This window comes from Thalassotalea marina (assembly GCF_014656435.1).
In the GTDB taxonomy this organism is placed as follows: domain Bacteria; phylum Pseudomonadota; class Gammaproteobacteria; order Enterobacterales; family Alteromonadaceae; genus Thalassotalea_C; species Thalassotalea_C marina.
On record NZ_BNCK01000004.1, the window covers coordinates 209,023 to 228,515 of the forward strand.

At 36.6% G+C, this 19,493-nt stretch carries 19 protein-coding genes and 1 tRNA gene; 8 read left to right on the forward strand and 12 right to left on the reverse strand.

Translation table 11 applies throughout. The features are described from left to right. Nucleotides 1-69: 69 nt before the first annotated feature. On the forward strand, nucleotides 70-954 hold the full coding sequence (locus IE199_RS10175; RefSeq protein WP_189769961.1) for a LysR family transcriptional regulator: 885 nt from the start codon (nucleotides 70-72) through the stop codon (nucleotides 952-954). Here IE199_RS10175 and IE199_RS10180 read toward each other — a convergent pair. From IE199_RS10180 to IE199_RS10225, 10 genes are all read right to left on the reverse strand, one after another. Further along, nucleotides 951-3,650 carry an AAA domain-containing protein gene (locus IE199_RS10180; protein ID WP_229854652.1) on the reverse strand — a complete coding sequence of 900 codons (2,700 nt, stop codon included), beginning with the start codon at nucleotides 3,648-3,650 and terminating at the stop codon, nucleotides 951-953. The genes IE199_RS10175 and IE199_RS10180 overlap by 4 nt on opposite strands. A 242-nt stretch (nucleotides 3,651-3,892) precedes the next feature. Next, nucleotides 3,893-5,323 carry a serine hydrolase domain-containing protein gene (locus IE199_RS10185; protein ID WP_189769965.1) on the reverse strand — a complete coding sequence of 477 codons (1,431 nt, stop codon included), beginning with the start codon at nucleotides 5,321-5,323 and terminating at the stop codon, nucleotides 3,893-3,895. A gap of 16 nt (nucleotides 5,324-5,339) precedes the next feature. After that, nucleotides 5,340-5,825 carry a MarR family transcriptional regulator gene (locus tag IE199_RS10190; protein ID WP_189769967.1) on the reverse strand — a complete coding sequence of 162 codons (486 nt, stop codon included), beginning with the start codon at nucleotides 5,823-5,825 and terminating at the stop codon, nucleotides 5,340-5,342. Nucleotides 5,826-6,131: 306 nt separating this feature from the next. After that, nucleotides 6,132-6,590 carry a thiol-disulfide oxidoreductase DCC family protein gene (locus IE199_RS10195; protein WP_229854653.1) on the reverse strand — a complete coding sequence of 153 codons (459 nt, stop codon included), beginning with the start codon at nucleotides 6,588-6,590 and terminating at the stop codon, nucleotides 6,132-6,134. A gap of 12 nt (nucleotides 6,591-6,602) precedes the next feature. Further along, entirely contained in the window at nucleotides 6,603-7,001 is a 399-nt protein-coding gene (locus IE199_RS10200; RefSeq protein ID WP_189769969.1) for a DoxX-like family protein, read from the reverse strand. An 8-nt stretch (nucleotides 7,002-7,009) separates the two neighbouring features. Beyond that, nucleotides 7,010-7,396 carry a DoxX-like family protein gene (locus IE199_RS10205; protein WP_189769970.1) on the reverse strand — a complete coding sequence of 129 codons (387 nt, stop codon included), beginning with the start codon at nucleotides 7,394-7,396 and terminating at the stop codon, nucleotides 7,010-7,012. A 10-nt stretch (nucleotides 7,397-7,406) separates the two neighbouring features. Continuing rightward, nucleotides 7,407-7,880: a DUF2269 family protein gene (locus IE199_RS10210; protein ID WP_189769972.1), complete on the reverse strand. Its 474-nt coding sequence runs from the start codon at nucleotides 7,878-7,880 to the stop codon at nucleotides 7,407-7,409. 8 nt (nucleotides 7,881-7,888) lie between these two features. Then, nucleotides 7,889-9,004, reverse strand: a complete 1,116-nt coding sequence (locus IE199_RS10215) for a saccharopine dehydrogenase family protein (protein ID WP_189769974.1) — start codon at nucleotides 9,002-9,004, stop codon at nucleotides 7,889-7,891. Further along, nucleotides 9,001-9,504, reverse strand: a complete 504-nt coding sequence (locus IE199_RS10220) for a metal-dependent hydrolase (RefSeq protein ID WP_189769976.1) — start codon at nucleotides 9,502-9,504, stop codon at nucleotides 9,001-9,003. The genes IE199_RS10215 and IE199_RS10220 overlap by 4 nt, the downstream gene beginning before the upstream one ends. Nucleotides 9,505-9,767: 263 nt before the next feature. Then, nucleotides 9,768-9,858, reverse strand: a tRNA-Ser gene (locus IE199_RS10225). A gap of 137 nt (nucleotides 9,859-9,995) precedes the next feature. Between IE199_RS10225 and IE199_RS10230 the strand changes: the two genes are divergently transcribed. From IE199_RS10230 to IE199_RS10255, 6 genes are all read left to right on the forward strand, one after another. Further along, complete coding sequence (locus IE199_RS10230) at nucleotides 9,996-10,589, forward strand: DNA-3-methyladenine glycosylase I (protein WP_189769978.1); 594 nt, start codon at nucleotides 9,996-9,998, stop codon at nucleotides 10,587-10,589. Between the two features lie 111 nt (nucleotides 10,590-10,700). Beyond that, nucleotides 10,701-11,369 (forward strand): Bax inhibitor-1/YccA family protein, encoded by a 669-nt coding sequence (locus IE199_RS10235; protein WP_189769980.1) that lies wholly within the window; start codon nucleotides 10,701-10,703, stop codon nucleotides 11,367-11,369. Between the two features lie 71 nt (nucleotides 11,370-11,440). Further along, complete coding sequence (gene tusD / locus IE199_RS10240; protein ID WP_189769982.1) at nucleotides 11,441-11,815, forward strand: sulfurtransferase complex subunit TusD; 375 nt, start codon at nucleotides 11,441-11,443, stop codon at nucleotides 11,813-11,815. After that, a complete protein-coding gene (tusC, locus tag IE199_RS10245) occupies nucleotides 11,815-12,174 on the forward strand; it encodes a sulfurtransferase complex subunit TusC (protein WP_189769984.1) in 360 nt (119 codons plus the stop codon). Before tusD ends, tusC begins: the two co-directional genes overlap by 1 nt. A 1-nt stretch (nucleotide 12,175) precedes the next feature. Continuing rightward, on the forward strand, nucleotides 12,176-12,454 hold the full coding sequence (gene tusB, locus IE199_RS10250) for a sulfurtransferase complex subunit TusB (protein ID WP_189769986.1): 279 nt from the start codon (nucleotides 12,176-12,178) through the stop codon (nucleotides 12,452-12,454). A gap of 2 nt (nucleotides 12,455-12,456) precedes the next feature. Then, nucleotides 12,457-12,789, forward strand: coding sequence for a TusE/DsrC/DsvC family sulfur relay protein (locus tag IE199_RS10255; RefSeq protein WP_189769988.1), 333 nt, complete (start codon nucleotides 12,457-12,459; stop codon nucleotides 12,787-12,789). 17 nt (nucleotides 12,790-12,806) lie between these two features. Here the strand turns inward: IE199_RS10255 and IE199_RS10260 are convergent, their stop codons facing one another. Further along, the gene (locus tag IE199_RS10260) at nucleotides 12,807-13,004 is read right to left on the reverse strand and encodes a cytoplasmic protein (protein ID WP_189769989.1); all 198 of its coding nucleotides are present in this window, start codon (nucleotides 13,002-13,004) and stop codon (nucleotides 12,807-12,809) included. Nucleotides 13,005-13,535: 531 nt separating this feature from the next. Here IE199_RS10260 and IE199_RS10265 point away from each other — a divergent pair. Next, the gene (locus IE199_RS10265) at nucleotides 13,536-16,307 is read left to right on the forward strand and encodes an ATP-binding protein (RefSeq protein WP_189769991.1); all 2,772 of its coding nucleotides are present in this window, start codon (nucleotides 13,536-13,538) and stop codon (nucleotides 16,305-16,307) included. On the opposite strand, the gene IE199_RS10270 is transcribed toward IE199_RS10265, so the two are convergent. After that, entirely contained in the window at nucleotides 16,294-19,461 is a 3,168-nt protein-coding gene (locus tag IE199_RS10270) for a ligand-binding sensor domain-containing protein (RefSeq protein WP_189769993.1), read from the reverse strand. The two genes, IE199_RS10265 and IE199_RS10270, sit on opposite strands and share 14 nt — an antisense overlap. Nucleotides 19,462-19,493 lie beyond the last annotated feature (32 nt).

Below are 19,493 nucleotides of genomic sequence, written 5' to 3' on the forward strand. Positions count from 1 at the left end.
TATCTTTGATTAACTAATAATTAATTAACTAATGTAAAATTAGTGACTCATTTGAATTAAAATTTAAACATGACAGATTTAATTAATTACAAAGCATTTGTGTTAGTTGTTGAAACTGGCAGTGTAAAAACAGCGTCTCTACAACTCAATATTTCGGCTCCAGCAATAAGCAAAAGATTGTTTAAACTTGAACAGGAATTGCAAGTCGCATTATTTAACCGCACTAGTAAACAGCTTGTTTTAACAGAGACAGGCGAATCTTTTTACCCTGAATGTAAAAGAATTTTAGCGGACATTGCAAATGTAGAAGCTGATTTAAAATCGACTAAAAATAAGGTATGCGGGGTTATTACGATTAGTTTGTCTAAAGCACTGCTCCGATCGTCAATTTTTAACGCTCTATCTGATTTTTCTAATATTCATCCAAATATTTCTTTTAATATTCAAACTACTGATGAAGTCATTGACTTAGTCGACAATCAGGTAGATTTTGCTTTTTGTCTAGGTGAATTGAAAAACTCACCCCATATTATTGCTCATCATTTAACAAATACGAGACTGCTTGCTGTTACAAGCAAACCATATTTTGATAAATATAACCCCCCTGCTTACTTTGACAAACTTGAACATTCTAAACTGCTTTTAATGAATACTTTTAAAAGTTCAATTGCATTAAAAACGTTTTTTAGCGAACGAACTATTAATCCCGAAAAGCTACCTGCTCATAAATTTGATGATATTGAAGCGGTATATCAAGGTGTAACTCAACACTTGGGGATTGGATTACTTCTAGATATTTCGATACAAGATGAACTTGAACAGCAAACCTTTGTACAAGTATGCCAGCAAGAAAAGTTACCGACTAAACCACTTTATTTGGTGCATTATAAAAGTAACTTTAATTTGCAGAAAAACGTTCTGTTTAAAAACTTTATTAAAGATTATTTCGCTTAAACGGAAGTACTACTTATTGTAACACCCAGTTTACTTTGAATTTTTTCAATACAAATGGCTTTATCAATCTTCCATAATCCATAACTTATTGGTAACACATCGATACCAGCCCGTTTAAATAATTTGTAGGTATTCAATTCAAAAAAATCTTGCCAAGGACCAGGATAGCCGATTAAATCAATGGCTAAATACCTATGTTCAACTCGGCAAAGAATATCTATCTCTGTACCCGCTATGGTATAACCAGGCCAGGTCTGTATCCCAATTTCATTTAATGATGACATAACATTTTGCTGAAATTCGGTAATTTCTGATGTTATGGCATGTGATGCTTCAAACTCGCTAATTGACGCTAAATATCTGCGCAGCAAATTGTGCTCTGGTAGTTCAGCTTCATTAATTGAGACAAACAAAATTTGTTTTTGCCTAGCTCGCGTAATCGTAACGTTAAATACATCTTCTTTGTTAAGATAAACGGCAGCGCGTTTTGCCTGGTCATCAATTGAAAATGAAATTAACATTATGTCTCTTTCTTCACCTTGAAAGCCAAATGGCGTTGAAACGCGAATGTTATGGTGTGCAATTTCTGATTCAGTAAAATTTAACTCTACTTCTTTTGCTATATGTTCAGCTTGGTGACGAAATGGTGAGATCACTCCAATGCTATGACATATTCCTGACATTTGGTCGTCTTTAATTTGTGTTTTTATCGCCTCTATAACTTGTGTTGCTTCTTCGTGGTTTATGCCCACCTTGTCTCGCTCACCATTTACACGTTCTACAAATAAATGCCCGCTACTTGTACAGGGCCTATGCTGCATTATTTTAAGTTTGTTTTGATAAAAACGGTTGTTACTAAAATGAATAAGTTCTGGCTTACTGCGAAAATGTTCATCAAGTAGTGCTAGTTGCTCATTACTAGTTAAAGCATTTAACGTTAGATCTAAAATAGAATTATCGCGATAACTAACAACTCCCTTCGCATCTGCAGAAAGATCATATTGACTCATGATCTTCGCTTCTTTGCTTTTAGCTAAAAATGAGTAATGTTTTAGTTGCTTAGTATCACCAACAACCATTGCGCGTTTGGCTCGATAAAAAGCTGGAATACAACTGGTAATATTGCATTGAGTTGCTTCATCAATAATGAGCAAATCAAACATTTCCGCATTCAGTGGTAACACTCGATGTAGAGTATTTAAACTTACAAGCCAAACAGGAAAAGCAGATAAAAGTGCTGAATATTCTATGTTATCAAATAACTCAAATTGTCTTTTTGATGTTCGACTACGAATGGCTTGATTAAATGCTTGCAGCGAACTTCGTTGATTTTTAACTAAGGTTGTTAGATTTTTATTTTTCAGTGCACTGAGGTAATTACTGGCAAGCTTTTCTCTTTCCAAATGTCGAGTATTGACCTCATTTAATGCAGTCCATTGATGACTAAGTTGCTGTATACCTCTGCCTACTAGCGCAAGGTATATTCGTCGCACCCATTTTGATTGCCTGTCCTCGAGTGACTTAAGTTTTTGTCCCCTTACAATGGCTTTTTGGCAAAATTTGGTGAATCGTTTTTCTAATTGAGTAAGAATGTGGTTGAGCTTTTGCAACTCAGATTCACACAATTTAGGATCAGGTGACTGCCCTTCAGTTAAATACCCCGCGAGCAAATCAGCAATGTATGTTTTTAGCTTGCGAAGAAATTCCTTTTGGCCGGCACGAATAGATATTTCACCCAAGTTAAAATTGTCTTCTAACTTACTTGCAATAACATCTAACGCAGCATCAGTATGCGCGACAATAAGTACTGATTGTCCTCTAGACATATGCTCAGCAGCCATTGCAGCTATAGTATAGCTTTTTCCCGTTCCTGGAGGACCAGAAGCACATCCTAAACTTGCATTAGCAGCAATTGAAATAAGTTTTTTTTGTGGCGTAGACAATAAGCCAGGCAAATAATCATATTTTAATTCACTATTTGCACTCGTAATCTGCTCTGTTCCAAATAAACCACTTAAAGGTGGCGATAAATGATTAGATTTAATAATTTCATCTAACTCATGCAGTACCCCCCTGCTACTCGTGGAACGCTCAATAAAAGCCAGCATTGATGCAGGAAGTAACGATGGTACTTTTTTACGTAAAGCTTTAGATATTTCTTCGCTTTGCACTAATTCGGGATAATTGAGCAAATCTAACAAGTTAAGCTCTAACGGACTATTTTTAAGCCAAGATGTCCAAAAGGAAGGTGAATTTATTTCCGTATGAGTTAATTGATCTGGTAAGTTGTTTTCTTCAGGCATTAACACTTGAAGTAAAGACTCGTTTATCTCTGGAGCTTGCTCAGCTACAGAAAAATAATAATTATCATCGTCTTGTTCGAGCACTGCCTCATTAAAAAGAATGGGTGAAACCACTTGCTTGACTTCACCTTTAATTTCTAATTTTCCAACGATAATAAACCTAGCGTAAATTAAGACACGTTCTCGTTGATACATTTCAACACGTTTTGCTATTTGCTCGGCAAACTCTAAAGGGATGGGTAAACGCGGGAGAAAACCGGAGCCAAGTTCATCTTTACCTTGCAACACTAGGCGATCTTCTTTTTTAAGCTTATTAATATTCCATAAATTAAGATCTGCGCAGTCTTGTTTGTAGCAGTCTTTATAATAAGAAAGAGTGTTTTCCTGACTCAAGGGCAACGTCCAAAATGTAATGAGTAATGTACTGAATTTAGTAACGTATTTAACTATTTATATTTATGTTTCTCATTAAGACAAATGTAAAAACAAATTGCAAACTAAACGTTGTACCGACAACAAGCATCAAAATTTATAGCAAGTACGTTTAGTTGTTTTGAAGGGAGAAGTGCTCATTCAGTTGTTGATTGAGCACGATTTACAATGAAAGTTTACGTTTCTTAGTTAAATACTGTGTTTTAACGCTTTTTAAGTTTTTCCAATTGATCTATCGCATTTTTATTTTGAGGATTAAGTTTTAAACTATGTTGATAGTTTTTTATCGCTAAATCTATTTGACCTGCTTCCATATAGGCTTCAGCTAACGAGTCATAGGCATCAAACGAATCGCTAAAATACATGACCTGAAAGTTAAACATCTCAATCGCAAGTTGAAACTTTTTCTGGCTTAGCAATTGATAACCTTTATAGTTAATAGTGCTTTCAAATAGTTTGATATCACCTTTATTGACCAACTCTTTTGCACTTGAAAAGCCTTTATTCAACGCAACATCGATAACTTCATTTGTAAACAAATAGCTTTCTATAAATGGTGTACTACCTGTGAGTTGTTTACGAATAAAATAGCGCACATCGTAAAAACCTTGCTCGGCATCTCGATTGGTTAAGAGAAACACTTTATAACCTAAATCTTTATATACACTCCACTCTGTTCCAACGCCAAAATGCCCTCCACTGTGACCAAAGATTTGATGGCCATTAGATTCAAAAAATTGCATACCATTGCCATATGACGCTTCGGGACTTGTTCGATTTAGTAATATCGGTAAGGTGTCTTTGCTTAACAATTTGTGGCTTAACAGTGCTTTAACAAATGCATTTAAATCATCTACTGTTGTAAAACCACCACCTGCCGGACCACCTTTAACTGAACCGAGTAAGGTGTTAATTCTCCAATTATTTGGCTTGATATCTGATAATGTATAGCCTTGCGCCGCGTCGGCCACAGGATGGTCGCGGTCAAAATTTCCTGTATTAACTATTCCTGCCACGTCAAATATATGGGATTTAATATAATCATCATACTGTTCACCCGATAGTTTTTCGATGATTAAACCTAAGATAACATAACCAGAATTTGTGTAGGAAAACTTAGCGCCTGGGGTAAAATTTAATGGCTCATTTTGATAAAGCGAAGCTAAATCGTCGATATTTCGATAGAGATCTTTAGAAGATTCATAATACTTGGCGGTCATATAGTTAGGGATACCGCTAGTGTGATTTAACAATTGTTGAATCGTAACTGAGTTTCTCACCACCTCATTTGGATAATTTGGCAGAAATTTTCCAACCGTATCACTCAAGGATAACTTTTTTTGTTCCAAAAGTTGCAATATCGCGATGGCAGTAAAGGTTTTACCTATTGATGCAAATGAAAACTTGGTCGATGGTTTATTGGCGACACTTAAACCTATGTGTGCATATCCGTAGGACTCTTTTAAAACAATGTTATCGTCTTTGGTGATTAATACCACGCCACTGAATTTATCTTGTTGATGCAATGTTTCTATATAGCTTTTAATGGCTTTTATATTTTCATCTACAGAAACCTGATTTGCATAACAGTTAAAAGTTAGGATCGATAAAACTAAAATAAATAGATTTTTCATAGTACAAGTGTCCTTATTAAAGCTTTTCAAAGCGTGTTAACAAACTTTCATTATTGAGAGCGTCAATGGCTGACTCTAATAAAGCATGAATATCAACTCCTAACTCTGTAGATAATCCACAAAATAGTTCTCGTATTTTTTCACTTTGTTCTGTTAACAATTGAACTTGTTTTTCCCCCTGCTCTGTTAATGAAAAAACTTTGCATCTTTTGTCATTTGGATCACTTTCTTTGGTAATGAGATTAAGTTGGTGAAGCTTAGGAAGCTTTTGATTAACCAGTTGGTGAGACTGATGTAATGCTTTTGATAAATCGGCTAATGATATTATTTTGTGTTTTTTAATCATCGCCATTATTGAGCTTGATTTTACGGGAATTATAATGCCCAAAGACTCATATACTGGCGTCATTTGTACACTGATCAGATTGCCAAAATCGGTGGACACTTTACCAGTAAAAAGCATGTTTTGTAGCAACAAATTATTAGTCAAACTATCGTTCATTTAAGTACCTCAGAAATATCCGCAATATGTTGCGGATATTTGCACGCTTTTTCTAAGTTGTCAAATAATGAACAGAAAAATGAATTAAAAGCAGATAATAGTTAGATCTTCTAACCTATCGATATGTTGATTAACTATTTGTTATTATTTAAAAAAATAGATGTGTAAAATAACTGGTATGGACTTAATTAAATTGACAAAGCTTTGAAAACAGCAAAGTAGTCAAAAAGTTTTATCTCTAATAGCCTATCTGGAGCAAACATAAACATAAAATCGCAATCATAAAGAATTTTGACTAGTGTCGTCTTATAAAGTCTTATCTTTCAAAAACCTATTTTCATTCTGCTTATTAGGTAACATACATGTCTCGTATTTGCCAAACAACGAATATCTATTGAGGGCGATACGGTCGTATAGCCAATTTCTTAAACTTTTTGGTATAAGCTTAAAAACATATAACAGCCGCCATGGCAAACCGAGTTTATGCACAACTTCTAAAAAGGCATCACTTTTATCAAATGGCTTACATCCTTGAACATACAACATGGTGTCAAATTGTTCTGTTGGCATATTAAAGTGTTTTAAAATGGCCTGACCTTCTGATGATTGAACACTACAAAGCTTAAAACGGTGTTGCGTATCATACTTAATGATAAAGTGGCTCCATGCGTTACAAAGCTTGCAAACGCCATCAAACAATATAACGCAATCATTTTCCCGCATGTGTGGTGGATATTCGTTTTGATTGTACTTGCCCGATTGCATAATTTTCCTTTTTTACGCAGTAACTACTTCATTTTTGTCTTTAAACTCGTTTAACAAAATCAAACTAAAGCCAATTAGCGTAATGTTGGTAGTAACTGGGTTAAATGCTTCAATGAGAATGTGAGGCTGTAATACGGCGACAAAAACTAATAAACCAGCAAGCCCAACAATATTTAACACATTAAATACTTTTGTTTTATAAAAAACAAAAAACATCAGGCCAAAGATAACCTCACCAACTCCAGCAGCTTTAGTGACAAAATAAGATAAATCATCTGACAAGCCAATACTTGCCGTCATCAGTTTTTCTAACGGTGCTATGTGCACGAGTTTGGGAAAAATGCCATGATAAAGCCAGCTAAATGAAATAATGAATCTGGCAATTTGAATCGTTGATAGGTTTAATTTCATAAGGTTTTCTATATCTCATCTGCTTTGCTGTTATACAGATAAATGATTAGGACGATAATTGGCAAATTCTTAGTAACTGGCCCAAATGGATGTAGCCAATAACTTGGATCTATTATCGTTAACAGTAAGGTATAAACAACTATAACTGCAACTTGTAATGCGCAACATAGTTTGATTCGAAATGAAGTTAAAAGCCATACCCCAAGCATGATATCTAAAGTACCACCGCCAATTAACACTATATCAGCTAAAGTGCCGGTGATGTTGGCACTACCTAAAATCTGATAACCAATTTCTGGCAAGAAGAATATTGATGTTAGTCCAGTAAAAATCCACAAAAAAGCCAATGAATATATTGCTGCCTTATTTAATGTTTCTTGGCTAATTGGTTTCATTGATATCCCCTCAAGCGACAGGAAATGGTTTGAAGACCATTAACCAGAAGATCGCCAAGATAGCAATAAACGCAGGTATACCAAGTAATGTCCAAGTTCTCATCAAAGATTTGAATTCAGGTACCACTTTATTCGAGTCGACAGAAACTTTAGCTAATGCTCGCAGTCGATACTGAATACAAAGTACAGGTAGCCAACAAACACCTATAAAAGCGAATAAGCCAATCACCCAGTAGAACCACGGAGAGTTAAATGAATAGCCTTGCAGGTTCATCAATAAAACTCCTGTTGTTACTTGAGTGATCACCGCCGGAGTGGTGAAAAGCCAATCTCCAAGAATAACATGTTGTGCGGTTATATAAATCGCCTGAGGGTTGTTGGATCTATTAACCATAAACATAAAAAAGGCAATACCCGCGCCAGTGCCTGTCACTACTACGGCAGCCAATATATGGATGAGTTTTAACGTTAGATAATACTCCAATGTGTCACCTATAATTGCTCTTCAAAATGGATATCTAGTGCTTCGAAAAATGGTGCAAAATCATTTAGCTCAAATAAGCCGACACAAGGCTTAGCGCCAGTTTCAGTATTACTACCCTCTAGTAGTTTTTGAGCAAGAATGATTGTCGATAATGTTGGAATATATGGCCCATTTCCTTTGGGTGCATACAAGGTCCATTTGATGGTCTTTTCTTTTCCATTTTGATCAATCCCTTTCAGTAAAACTTCCATTGCGCCTTTGTCTGTGCCAAAGGGCAAAAACAAGTTACTTGTGGCGACAATTGATTTAGCCAGAGGTGCCCAGTTTTTTACTAAACCTCTTTTGGCTAAGGCTGCCATGCCAACCATGGTTTGATGCAAAACGGATAGCTCTAGACCCGCTTGAAAGCTAACTCGCTCAAGAACACCATAGCGCTCTGGGAATAGTTCTAAATCCGGCACATCAACGTTAGCTAACCGTCGGTTGCCAACAAAGCCACCAAAATCATTAACTTTTGAGTCCATCCAACCAAAAACATCCTGCCACCGACCGTCTTTAAATACATTTATTGGGTGACCAGTGTACGAGAGTATTGCTTCTACTGTCGCTAAACCGCGTTCCGCTTTGTTTCCAGGAGCTATGGCTAAATCAATGGATGTTAATTCTGTGAATTGCTCTTGATAGTGATCGATAACGGTTGAAGAGAGCCCAGGAACAGAGCTCGCACCGCTAACGGCCAAGACACCTTTTTCTTTAGCTGATGTGTTAAGCTCAGCAATATCGCAAACAAAACGGCGATCATCTGCCAAGTCAATGTAATGAGCACCTGCTGCAATACATGCTTTGGGTACTCGGTAATCTTGCCCCTGAAATGGTCCACTGGTGTGGATCACTAGGAAAGGTGATAGCGCTTTTAATCGCTCTTCGAAATCAGCAGCAAAAATATCGACTACCAGAAGCTCCAATGTTGCTACTGAATTGACTTTTAATTGATTAATACAGTCAACTGCCTTGTTTTGATTTCTGCCCGCAACATAAATGGTTATGCCATCGGTGCTGGCAAGGTTTTCAACGATACGCTTACCAAAATTTCCATATCCACCAAGAACGACTACTTTTTTCATTTAATTTTTCCTTTTAAATGCCAAGCGATGCCAAAATAAATGGCTGCACCAATTAAACCACTGTATAGACAAACTTTGTGTAACATCGACACAGAGACGATTTCTAAAAACTGATTGTCAAACATAAAGGGAAAAAAAGGTTCAACGTCTGCATGCATAATACTGTCTAACAATACATGACTATAGCTACCGATAACTGCACTTAAATACACAACCCACCAACTAATTGATATTGGTGCACCGTTTTCCGTGATTCTTAGTATTTTTAGGCCAAGTTCTGATAAATACTTTCCAGACAGTGCTGCAAAAATCGCAATCAATGTTGCACCAACATAGGTATGGGTAAAGCCATGCAAATGTCCCTCACCCGTAATCAGCACTATTAACGGTTGAATGTCCATTACAATTTGTGTCCAGCCAAATACCATTAAACTGAAACTACCTTTTAACAGTGACTTTATTAGTATTCCTGGGCCCATATGAAATGGCGTAAATGGCATCTCGTAAATATCCTATTTATTTTGGTCAAATGGAGCTTTTTAAAGATTTGTTTTTGCTCTTAGGCACATCAAGTTAAAGTTACAAGGTAACCCATTTGATGTCTAGCAAAGTGTGGGAAGTTCATTGCACTATTTAATATCAAAACAAAGACATAAGACAAAACTGAGGTGTTTCACTCAATCTGTAAATTAAAGTATTAAGAATTGTGGATTACGAAGTGTTTGAAAGCAAAAAGCCCGCTATAAAGCGGGCTTTTCTTATATGGCGGTGAGATAGGGATTTGAACCCTAGAAGGGCTACAAACCCTTGCCGGTTTTCAAGACCGGTGCTTTCGACCACTCAGCCATCTCACCTGAAAACATGTCTTGCTTGAAGACGGTGCGAATATTAAAGTGTCAGTTATCGCTTGTAAAGCATTTATTTTAAAGAATTGGTTCGTTTGCTAATAAAATAAACACTTTGCGCATTCAAACAACAAAAAGAGTTTTAAATGGACAAAGAACAACCATGTCGATGCCATTGGGTTGACCTTTCTAAGCCTGACTATGTCGCATATCACGATAATGAATGGGGTGTCCCTGTTCACGATGACGATAAATTATTTGAGTTTTTAACACTTGAATCTGCTCAAGCGGGTTTAAGTTGGTACACCATATTAAAAAGAAGAGACGAATATCGAAAAGCGTTTGCTAATTTTGACGTAAACAAAGTTGCAACTTTCAACGAACAGGATGTAGAGAAGTTGATCCAAAACTCAGGCATTATTCGTAACAGAAAGAAGATAGAAGCGGCAATTAACAATGCCGTAAAGTTTATTGAAATACAGCAAGAGTTTGGCAGCTTCAGTAAATATATGTGGTCGTTTGTTGATCATAAAACGTTAGTGCGAGACATCAACTCTCCTGATGACTATTTAGCAACCAACAACATTTCAGATAATTTTAGTAAAGATTTGAAAAAGCGTGGGTTTAAATTTGTTGGTTCTACAATCTGTTACGCTCACTTACAAGCATGTGGTGTGATAAACGATCACGCTAATAACTGTTATAGAAAATTACAAATTATTAACCAGTTTAATCAATAAAGACGTAGATATTTGCATTAGCTGTGTCATAATATGTCGCCGAGGCACTTGAACTTTTTGATTTGTGCCTCATCTATACAAATATAACTAAAGTTCTTAGAGGAATGTTTTATGCAACCTAACACGAGTTTTCAAACGGCGAGCCATAGCTCAGCGATTGAAATTAATAAGGTATTAAAAAACACCTATATGTTATTGTCTATGACATTAGCGTTTAGTGCGGTAACAGCAGGTGTGGCTATGGCAATGAATTTGTCACATATGGCCGGATTAGTAATGACACTAATTGCTTTTGGTTTATTATTTGTGGTTAACAAACAAGCCGACAAAGCAAGCGGTATCTTCTGGATCTTCGCCTTCACTGGTTTAATGGGCGCTTCATTGGGTCCTATTCTTAACCATTACTTAGCAATGGCTAATGGTGGTTCGTTAATCATGCAAGCTTTAGGCGGTACTGCATTAATTTTCTTTGCTTTATCTGGCTATGCACTAACAACTAAAAAAGACTTCTCGTTTATGGGCGGTTTCTTGATGGTTGGTTTGATTGTTGTATTAGTAGCAGGTATTGCCAATATCTTCTTCCAAGTACCAGCTCTTTCATTAGCGTTAAGTGCAGCAATCATCATGATCATGTCTGGTTTGATTCTTTTCGATACCAGCCGCATCATTCACGGTGGTGAGCGTAACTACATTAGAGCAACTGTGGGCCTATACTTAAATATTTACAACATCTTCACTAGTTTGTTGCATTTATTAGGCGCACTTAACAGTGACGATTAATATTCTGTAAAAAATCGAATATAATAAAAAGCCTCGTTTTTAACGGGGCTTTTTTTATTGTTGAGGTCTATGTGAAAAACATTGCATTATTAGTGACAACGCCACCAAACAGCCATTTAACAAAAACAGCGTATCAATTTGCCCTAGATGTATTGGCAAGCGAACACCACTTAATTGGGGTTTTCTTTTACCAACAAGGCGTAATAAACGGTGGTAAATATATCAGCTTTCCATCAGATGAAGTCAACGTGCAACACTTGTGGCAAGAGTTAAACAAAGATCATCAATTATCATTACATTTGTGTAGCACTGCCGCTGAGAAATTTGGTTTATTTCCAGCAGAGCTTGTAAACCCAGAAACCGAGCTTGCCGAAGGTTTTTCTCTATCTGGGCTTGGAGAGCTGGCAGCCCTTATCAATAAAGCAGATAAATTGGTACAACTTTAATGACAAACACAATTGCAATTTTAAACACACGTGCGCCCTTTTCTCACACTAACGCAAAAGAAGCATTAGATGTTGCATTAATTACCGGAACGTACGAAATCCCAACATCACTTTATTTTTCAGGCGATGGTGTTTGGCAACTCATAAACAACCAAAAGCCAAGTGAATTAGCCGTTAAAGATTTCTTAAAAACTTTTGCTGCGCTGGAGTTTTATGACATTGAAGAAATCTACGTGGATAAACCCAGTTTAGAACAAAGAGGTTTAGCTGCTAATTTCCATATAGACAATGTCACCGTATTAGATGAATTATCTTTCGCAAATTCATTAAAACAACATTCTATTATACTTAGTTTCTAATATGACAACTTTACATTTGATCAGAGAATCATCGTCTCAAAAAGATTTTTCAACTTATATTAGTTTAGTCAGTACCAATGACAGTATCGTATTACTAGATGACGGCTGTTACAACGCTAACAGTCACTGGCTAACTAAGCTCAATTTTAAAAATTTATACGTAATCGAGCGCCATGCTAGCGCACGAGCCATCCCACTGGGTGATAATGCGAAGTCCATAACAAGCGACACACTTGTAGATTTAATTTGCCAACATAACAACTCTATTACCTGGAATTAAACATGGCCATAGAATTTAACCAACAAATAATTGAAACAGACGGACAAGGTTATTTATTAGATCACACACAGTGGTCTGAAGAATTAGCGCCAATTTTAGCGCAAACTGACGATTTAACATTAACAGAATCACACTGGGAAGTGATTCGTTTTGTTAGAGAGTTTTATTTAACTTACAACACTTCACCAGCAATTAGAGCGTTAACCAAAGCGATGAAAGCTGAGTTTGGTGAAGAGAAAGCAAGTAGTAGATATTTGTATCGATTATTTCCAGAGGGGCCTGCAAAACAGGCAACTAAATACGCAGGCTTACCAAAGCCTGCACGCTGTATTTAGATTACTTTTGTCTTACATTAGGCTGTAATGTTAATGTTATGGCCACTATTACCAACAGGCGCTTGCGTGTTGATACTAGCAGACTGAATTAAATTTAACGCCATTTGCCCTTCAATTTCTTGCTGATCCTTCGCTTTTTTAGCCGTTAGAACACCATGAGCAGAGCTTGTATTTGATTGCACTGCATCAGCAGCACTAGACAATGTGATAGACATAAAACCTCTCTTTAAATAAGTACAACGTTTTCCTATCCAACCTTGTATCGACTAAAATTTAGTAGACTTTAATAATACTAGCAAAATAATCTCATTTTTGTTGGTACAAGTTACCTTCTAAAAGAATAAAGTAGAAATCCCCACCAGCGTTAGCGCTGCCAGCCATATAAACATTGTACTTGATTACAAAAACGTATGAGAAAAACAACATACCCTAGCTAGATAGCGACTATCCCTGTAAACTGCTTGTAAACTTTGCTATAACAAGGAGGTTAAAATAACAATAAAGAATACATGATAAAAAATACTTTTCCGCTCTCTCAACTCATTATTAAACGCTTTGCTCAAGTTTTTGTTTTTCTTTTTTTTCTTGCAGCTATAAGTGCAGCATTGTTTCCCACTCCTAAGTTAACTGGTGCCATATCACTTGTTGCATTGGTTATTAGTTTAATGAGTTGCCATTATGTTTTTAAAGCAAACCATTCCAACAGAATGGCCTTGTTTCTACGATATGTTTCTATAGCAATCGTAATGTCACTTATTTTGGGAATAAATGAATTGTTGGCTTTTCAAGCAATACCTCACTTGATCAATGGATTTATAGCTTTATTAACATTCATTTTTCTATTTATCGCGGTTGAAAGTTTTCCTCACATAAGTGACGAACTACCTAATGATATGTCACTATCATCCTTACCCACACTTACCAGTGTGGTACTTTTGTTTTCATACTTAGTTATTGTTCCATCATTTGCTAACGGCACATTAAATTTAAATAATAATATTGCCTATTTTCAGTTAACTGCTGCAATACTGTTATTTATACGTGTACTGCTAATCGCATTAAGTACCAATAGTAGCGAATGGAAAAAACTGTATGTGATTCTTGTTATTGCTTGTATTGGACTATTTATTGAAGGAGCCTCTAGCGCTAAGCTTTTTAGTTTACAAAGTGCTACTAACACACATTTAACAGCAACCGGTACACTGTTAGCGGTAGCCGCTTTATTGTGCGCTTTAAGTCGATTAAGTGACAAGAACACATTACCCGAAACAAAATTCTTATCCAGTTTAGAAGGTGTATATACTGCAATTTGTACAGCAATCTTTGTTATTTGCCATATTGCTTCATTTGCACTTTCAAGTAGCGTTTTATCGTCAGAACTTTCCAATCACGTTATCGTTGTGTTGTGGGTAGTTCTCGCTATTTGCTATTTGATTTATAGCCTATTCATCAATAATCGTCGTATTAAAACGCAGAGCATGTCGCTTGAGCGATATCAGCAAACTTATTTTCGCCAACGAAATGAGTTGCAAGACTTATCTGAGCAGTTTATCAATAGTGAAGAAAAAGCAATTGTCAGTGCGTCCAATAATGCCATATTAACTTGCTCTGTTACGGGTAACATACTGTCGGCAAACCCTGCGGCAATTCAAATGTTTCAATCGCTTGAACAAGACTTGTTAGATACAAAGGTATCTAGATTGTTTGATCAGGAAGATGAATTACATTTTTTCTTTGATTATCAAAACAACCTAAATAAGCTCGAACGAGAAGATATCGGTATAACTAAAGAATCAATTGCAGTTCGAACCGACGGAAGCAAATTGCCAGTACAGGTAGAATTACAATGGGCACAACGAAAATTAGCACCTGTTATTGTTATTACCATTATTAACCTAACAGACAGAAAACTTGCAGAAAGAAAAGCACTTGACCAAAAAGATCAGTTCTTAGCTAACATTTCTCACGAATTTAGAACTCCACTGACCATTATTAATGGCTTACTTGACCAATACTTACTTAAGTCTTCTTCAGAGGAAGAACGACAAGATCTCACCACAGCCAAGAAAAATGGCTTAAGGTTGGTCAGAATGGTTGAGCAATTATTAGATCTTTCTCGCGTTACCGATAATCCGAGACTACATAAAGGCAATTTTAAGTTAACCACCCTACTCAAATTGCCTATCGACTCTTTTAATAAACTAGCTTCACAAAACGAGCAGACATTTGTACACGATATTGCCCCCAACCTTTGGCTTACTTGTGACGCACAGGCTTTTGAAAAAATTGTTTTTAACTTGTTATCAAACGCCTTTAAATACACACCAAAAGGTGGAACGGTGTCCATCATCGCAAACCAAATTAACGACAACATTATGCTAGAGGTTATAGATACTGGCATTGGTATCAGCGACCAAGCTCAGGCGACCATATTTGAGCGTTTTCAACGTGACGACAGTAACAAAGAGATAGCAACCTTTGGTGTTGGTATTGGTTTGTCATTAGTAAGCGAATTGGTAAAAGCGCACCAATGGGATATCAATCTAACGAGTGCTGAAGGACACGGCAGTAAATTTAGCGTGGTCATGCCATTAGCGTCTCCCTCAAGTGAGGAAGACAATGCACCAGCAAGTTTATTAGCCCAAGATGTGTCTAGTTTATTGTCAAATAGTGCTGACAACATTAGCGATAAAAAGAAAGAAAACAATTTAGTCGCGTTAGTTATTGAAGATAACAAAGACATGCAGACACATATTAAGCAGATCGTCGAACAAGAGTTCCATTGTATTGTTGCCGATGACGGAGAAACCGGTATCGATTTAGCCGTTAATTATTTACCCGATATCATAGTTTGTGACTTGATGTTGACCGGTATCGACGGGTTTGAAGTACTACAATATCTAAAACAACATGAAATGACTTCTCACATCCCAATCGTCATGTTAACTGCTCGTTCTGATCTTGATACTCGATTAACTGGCTTGTCATTGCATGCTGACGACTATATGAGTAAACCATTTAACTACCGAGAGTTGCTTACTCGTATGAATAACTTGCTCGTTAATAGAGAAGTGTTAAAACAAGCTTTTTATAGTGAATTTAAAGAAAAGATAAAAGCAAACCGTAAAACAGAAAGTCAAAGTAACACCCAACAGTTGGCAGAGTCGCCAGTAATCGATAAAACACCTGATGAAAAGTTTTTAGAAAGATTAGAAATCATTATTGCTCAACATTACGTAGACCCTGCTTTAGACATCACTTCTTTATCACGCTTAATGGCAACGAGTGAACGACAATTGCAGCGAAAAATGAAAATGTTGTTAGGCGTTTCACCTAGTAGCTACATTAAAGAATTTAGACTGGTTAAAGCAAAAGAATTGTTAGTTAGTGGTAATCAAGTTGGTAGAATTGCTCTTGATGTTGGATTTTCATCACAAACATACTTTGGTCGCTGCTTTAAAGAAGCTTTCCAATGTACGCCTAAACAATTCCAGCAAGAACATCTTAAACAATTGTAAAACTGGACGGTTTAACTATTTTAAGCTCTTGCTCTAATGCTTCTAAGGTTTGACATTGTAATATTTTGACCAGTGAAAATTTATCGCTTTTGTAACCTGTTACGCCAAGCCAATAGTTTTTTGAACGTTTCGATAATAGTTTTAACGCATGTTCTAAAATGACATTAACCTCGTCCCAAGCTAAAACGGTTGGGTTTTCTATATCAAACGGGAAAAAGCCAAAAGCCAAATTAATGGTTAAGTCCTGTGCTATTTCACTACTTCTATTAGCAATACGTTCACAAAGTTCGATGGCCTTTTGCTCATTTTCACTACCAATTAACGCAAAAGAATGGTCAGACAGCCTAACCACGACATCATCTTTATTGCGTGTATATTTTAAAAGCTCTACACAATCTAACAGATGATGCGCTTTAATTTCTTTTTCTGAAGATAACTGTACCATCACGACATATAGTCTTGGTAAAACAGTACGGTGAATTGGCAACAGGTTGTTATGTATTTGTGTCAGCAATTGCGACGCTTGTTCCATATAAATATCAAGATAACGTCGGCTTTTTGCATTAGTTAGGTTGTCTTTAATTGCCAGCTCTTCAAGCTGAGCATTGGCCAATTCTAACTGCTCGTTTTTTTCGACAAACTCTTGTGTTTTTTCTTCAACTTGACGAGCGAGTTCCTGCTGCCTTTGTTGTTCTATGGCGATTTTTCTATTAACTGTTCTTATGTATGAGAGTATCGCGATGACAATAAAAACAGCATAAAGTGTATAAGCCCACCAGGTATTCCAAGGTGCAGGAGCAATATAAACTTCAATTAATTGGGTTGGTTCACTCCAAACATTATCGCTGTTTTTGGCCTTAACAAATAATTGGTAACTGCCCGAAGGTAAATTTGTGTAGTTTGCTTTTCGTAAAGAGCCAGCATCAATCCAAGCCTTGTCAAAACCATTAAGTCGATACCGATACTGGGTTGATGCAGGATCATTGTAATTGAGACCAACAAATTCAAACGAAATTAATTGATCAGAATAATCAAAATTAACCTGCTTAATTTGTTCAATGGGTTGGTCAAAAGATAACGTCTGGTTTAACCGAGAAATACTAATAAGTTTAATCGTTGGCGCAGCATGATTTTTATTAATTTTATCTGGATCAACACGTGTAACACCATTGGCGCTACCAAAATACAATGTGTTGTCAGCATCGGTAAAATAGGCACCATGGTTATACTCAAGCTCGGTTAAGCCGTGGCTTATGCCAAAGTGCTTAAAGCTTCTTTCCATGGTGTCATAACGTGAGATCCCTTTATTGGTACTGATCCAAATGCCTGACTCTTTATCTTCAGCAATACCATAAACCGTCCGGCTTTTCATACCATCAACAGCGTTAAAACGAATAAATTCATAATGTTCATCTTTTATCGCTTGTGCCGATAACATATTTAACCCTGCGGCTTGTGTACCCACCCACAAGTTTTGTTTACTGTCTTTAAACACTAACCAAGCTAAATCACTACTGATACTCGTCGCAATATTTTCGTTATGTTGTAGATGGATAAAACTGTTATCTTTTGGTGAAAATCGATTTAACCCACCGCCATAAGTTCCGAGCCACAAGAAACCTTGATTATCTTCAACAATTCGCATGACATGATTTGAACTTGGCCCAGATAACACATTTTGGTCATTTTTATTATATCGTTTAAAGCCACCATCAGCTTCTAACCGATTAATGCCATTGTGGAATGTAGACACCCAAATGTCACCTGAACTTGTTTTAATAATATCGGTAATACTATTGGCGGAAATTGAACGGTTGTTTTTAGCATCATGCTGAAAGTGTTTAATTTCTGACGTTTGTAAATCTAGATAATACAATCCCGACGAGCGAGTCCCTATCCATAAGTGTTGTTTTTCATACAAGATAGTCATCACCCGTAAATCAGATAATTGCTCAGGTAAATCAATTGTAGAAATCGTATTGCTATGTTTACCTAATTGATAAATGCCACCACTATATGTGCTAAACAATACTGCATCCTCATTTCTCGACGTAAAATCTGTGACCGTACTATTGGTGAGTTCAGGATATTTCTGTGCATTAAACTGAGAAAACGTCGTTTGTTTAGGATCCCATCGATTAACCCCTGCTAACGTACCTATCCACATTAATTCTTCACTGTCTTCAAACAAGGTCAGTATAAAATCGTTTTTTAAACTGTAAGGATTAGATGGGGAATGATGGTATTGCCAAAAGTTGTCGTTTTGATGATCGTATATCATTAACCCTTTATCAGAAGCTATCCAGATTTGACCACGTTTATCTTGGATAATCGCTTCGATCGTATTACTCGATACACTTTTTGCATCTTCTGCATTAAACGCATAATGCACAATGTCATTTGTCGCCAAGTTAATTTTATGAAGTCCTAGATCAACAGTGCCTATCCACACACTGTTCTCGCTATCTTTGTATAACACGTTAATTAGTTTTAACTCGGTATCGCCAAAATGCAGCGGTATGTGTTTTACAAATTGACCATCCAGAGTGAAAGCACTGACACCACCACCCAGTGTTCCAACCCAAATTTCATTTGAATTGACTTGAACTATCGAATGAACCACTTTATGGCGTAGGCCGTTAGATTGGCCCAATCGAAATTTGATATGTTGAATTTGCCAGCTTTGGCTTGTACCAGACAAAATAGATATTCCATCTTCAGTACCCGCCCAAATTTTACCTTCGCTGTCTTCAAACAAGGCATTAACGTTATTATGTGCAATGCTTGTTTGGCTACTTTGGTTAAATCGGTAAAAGTTACTTTGACTTGCGTTAAATAGATTAAGCCCACCTCCGCGCGTCGCTACCCATAGCCGCCCTATTTTATCAACCAAAACTCGGCTTACAACGTCAGCACCAATTGAGGTCGGATCTTCAGTTCTGTGGTGGTAACTTACAAACTGATAGCCATCATAGCGATGTAATCCTTCTTGGGTGCCAAACCACATAAATCCATGTTGGTCTTGGGCAATACTGCGGACAAATTGATAAGACAGTGGGTTATCGTTACTAAAATTAGGTAATAGATTAAGATCTTTAGACAGCAGCGAAAATGAAACAAACCACAAAACCAACAAAAACCTACACTTTGTCATTTATTTCATTTCGCCTTTTATCAATACAACGA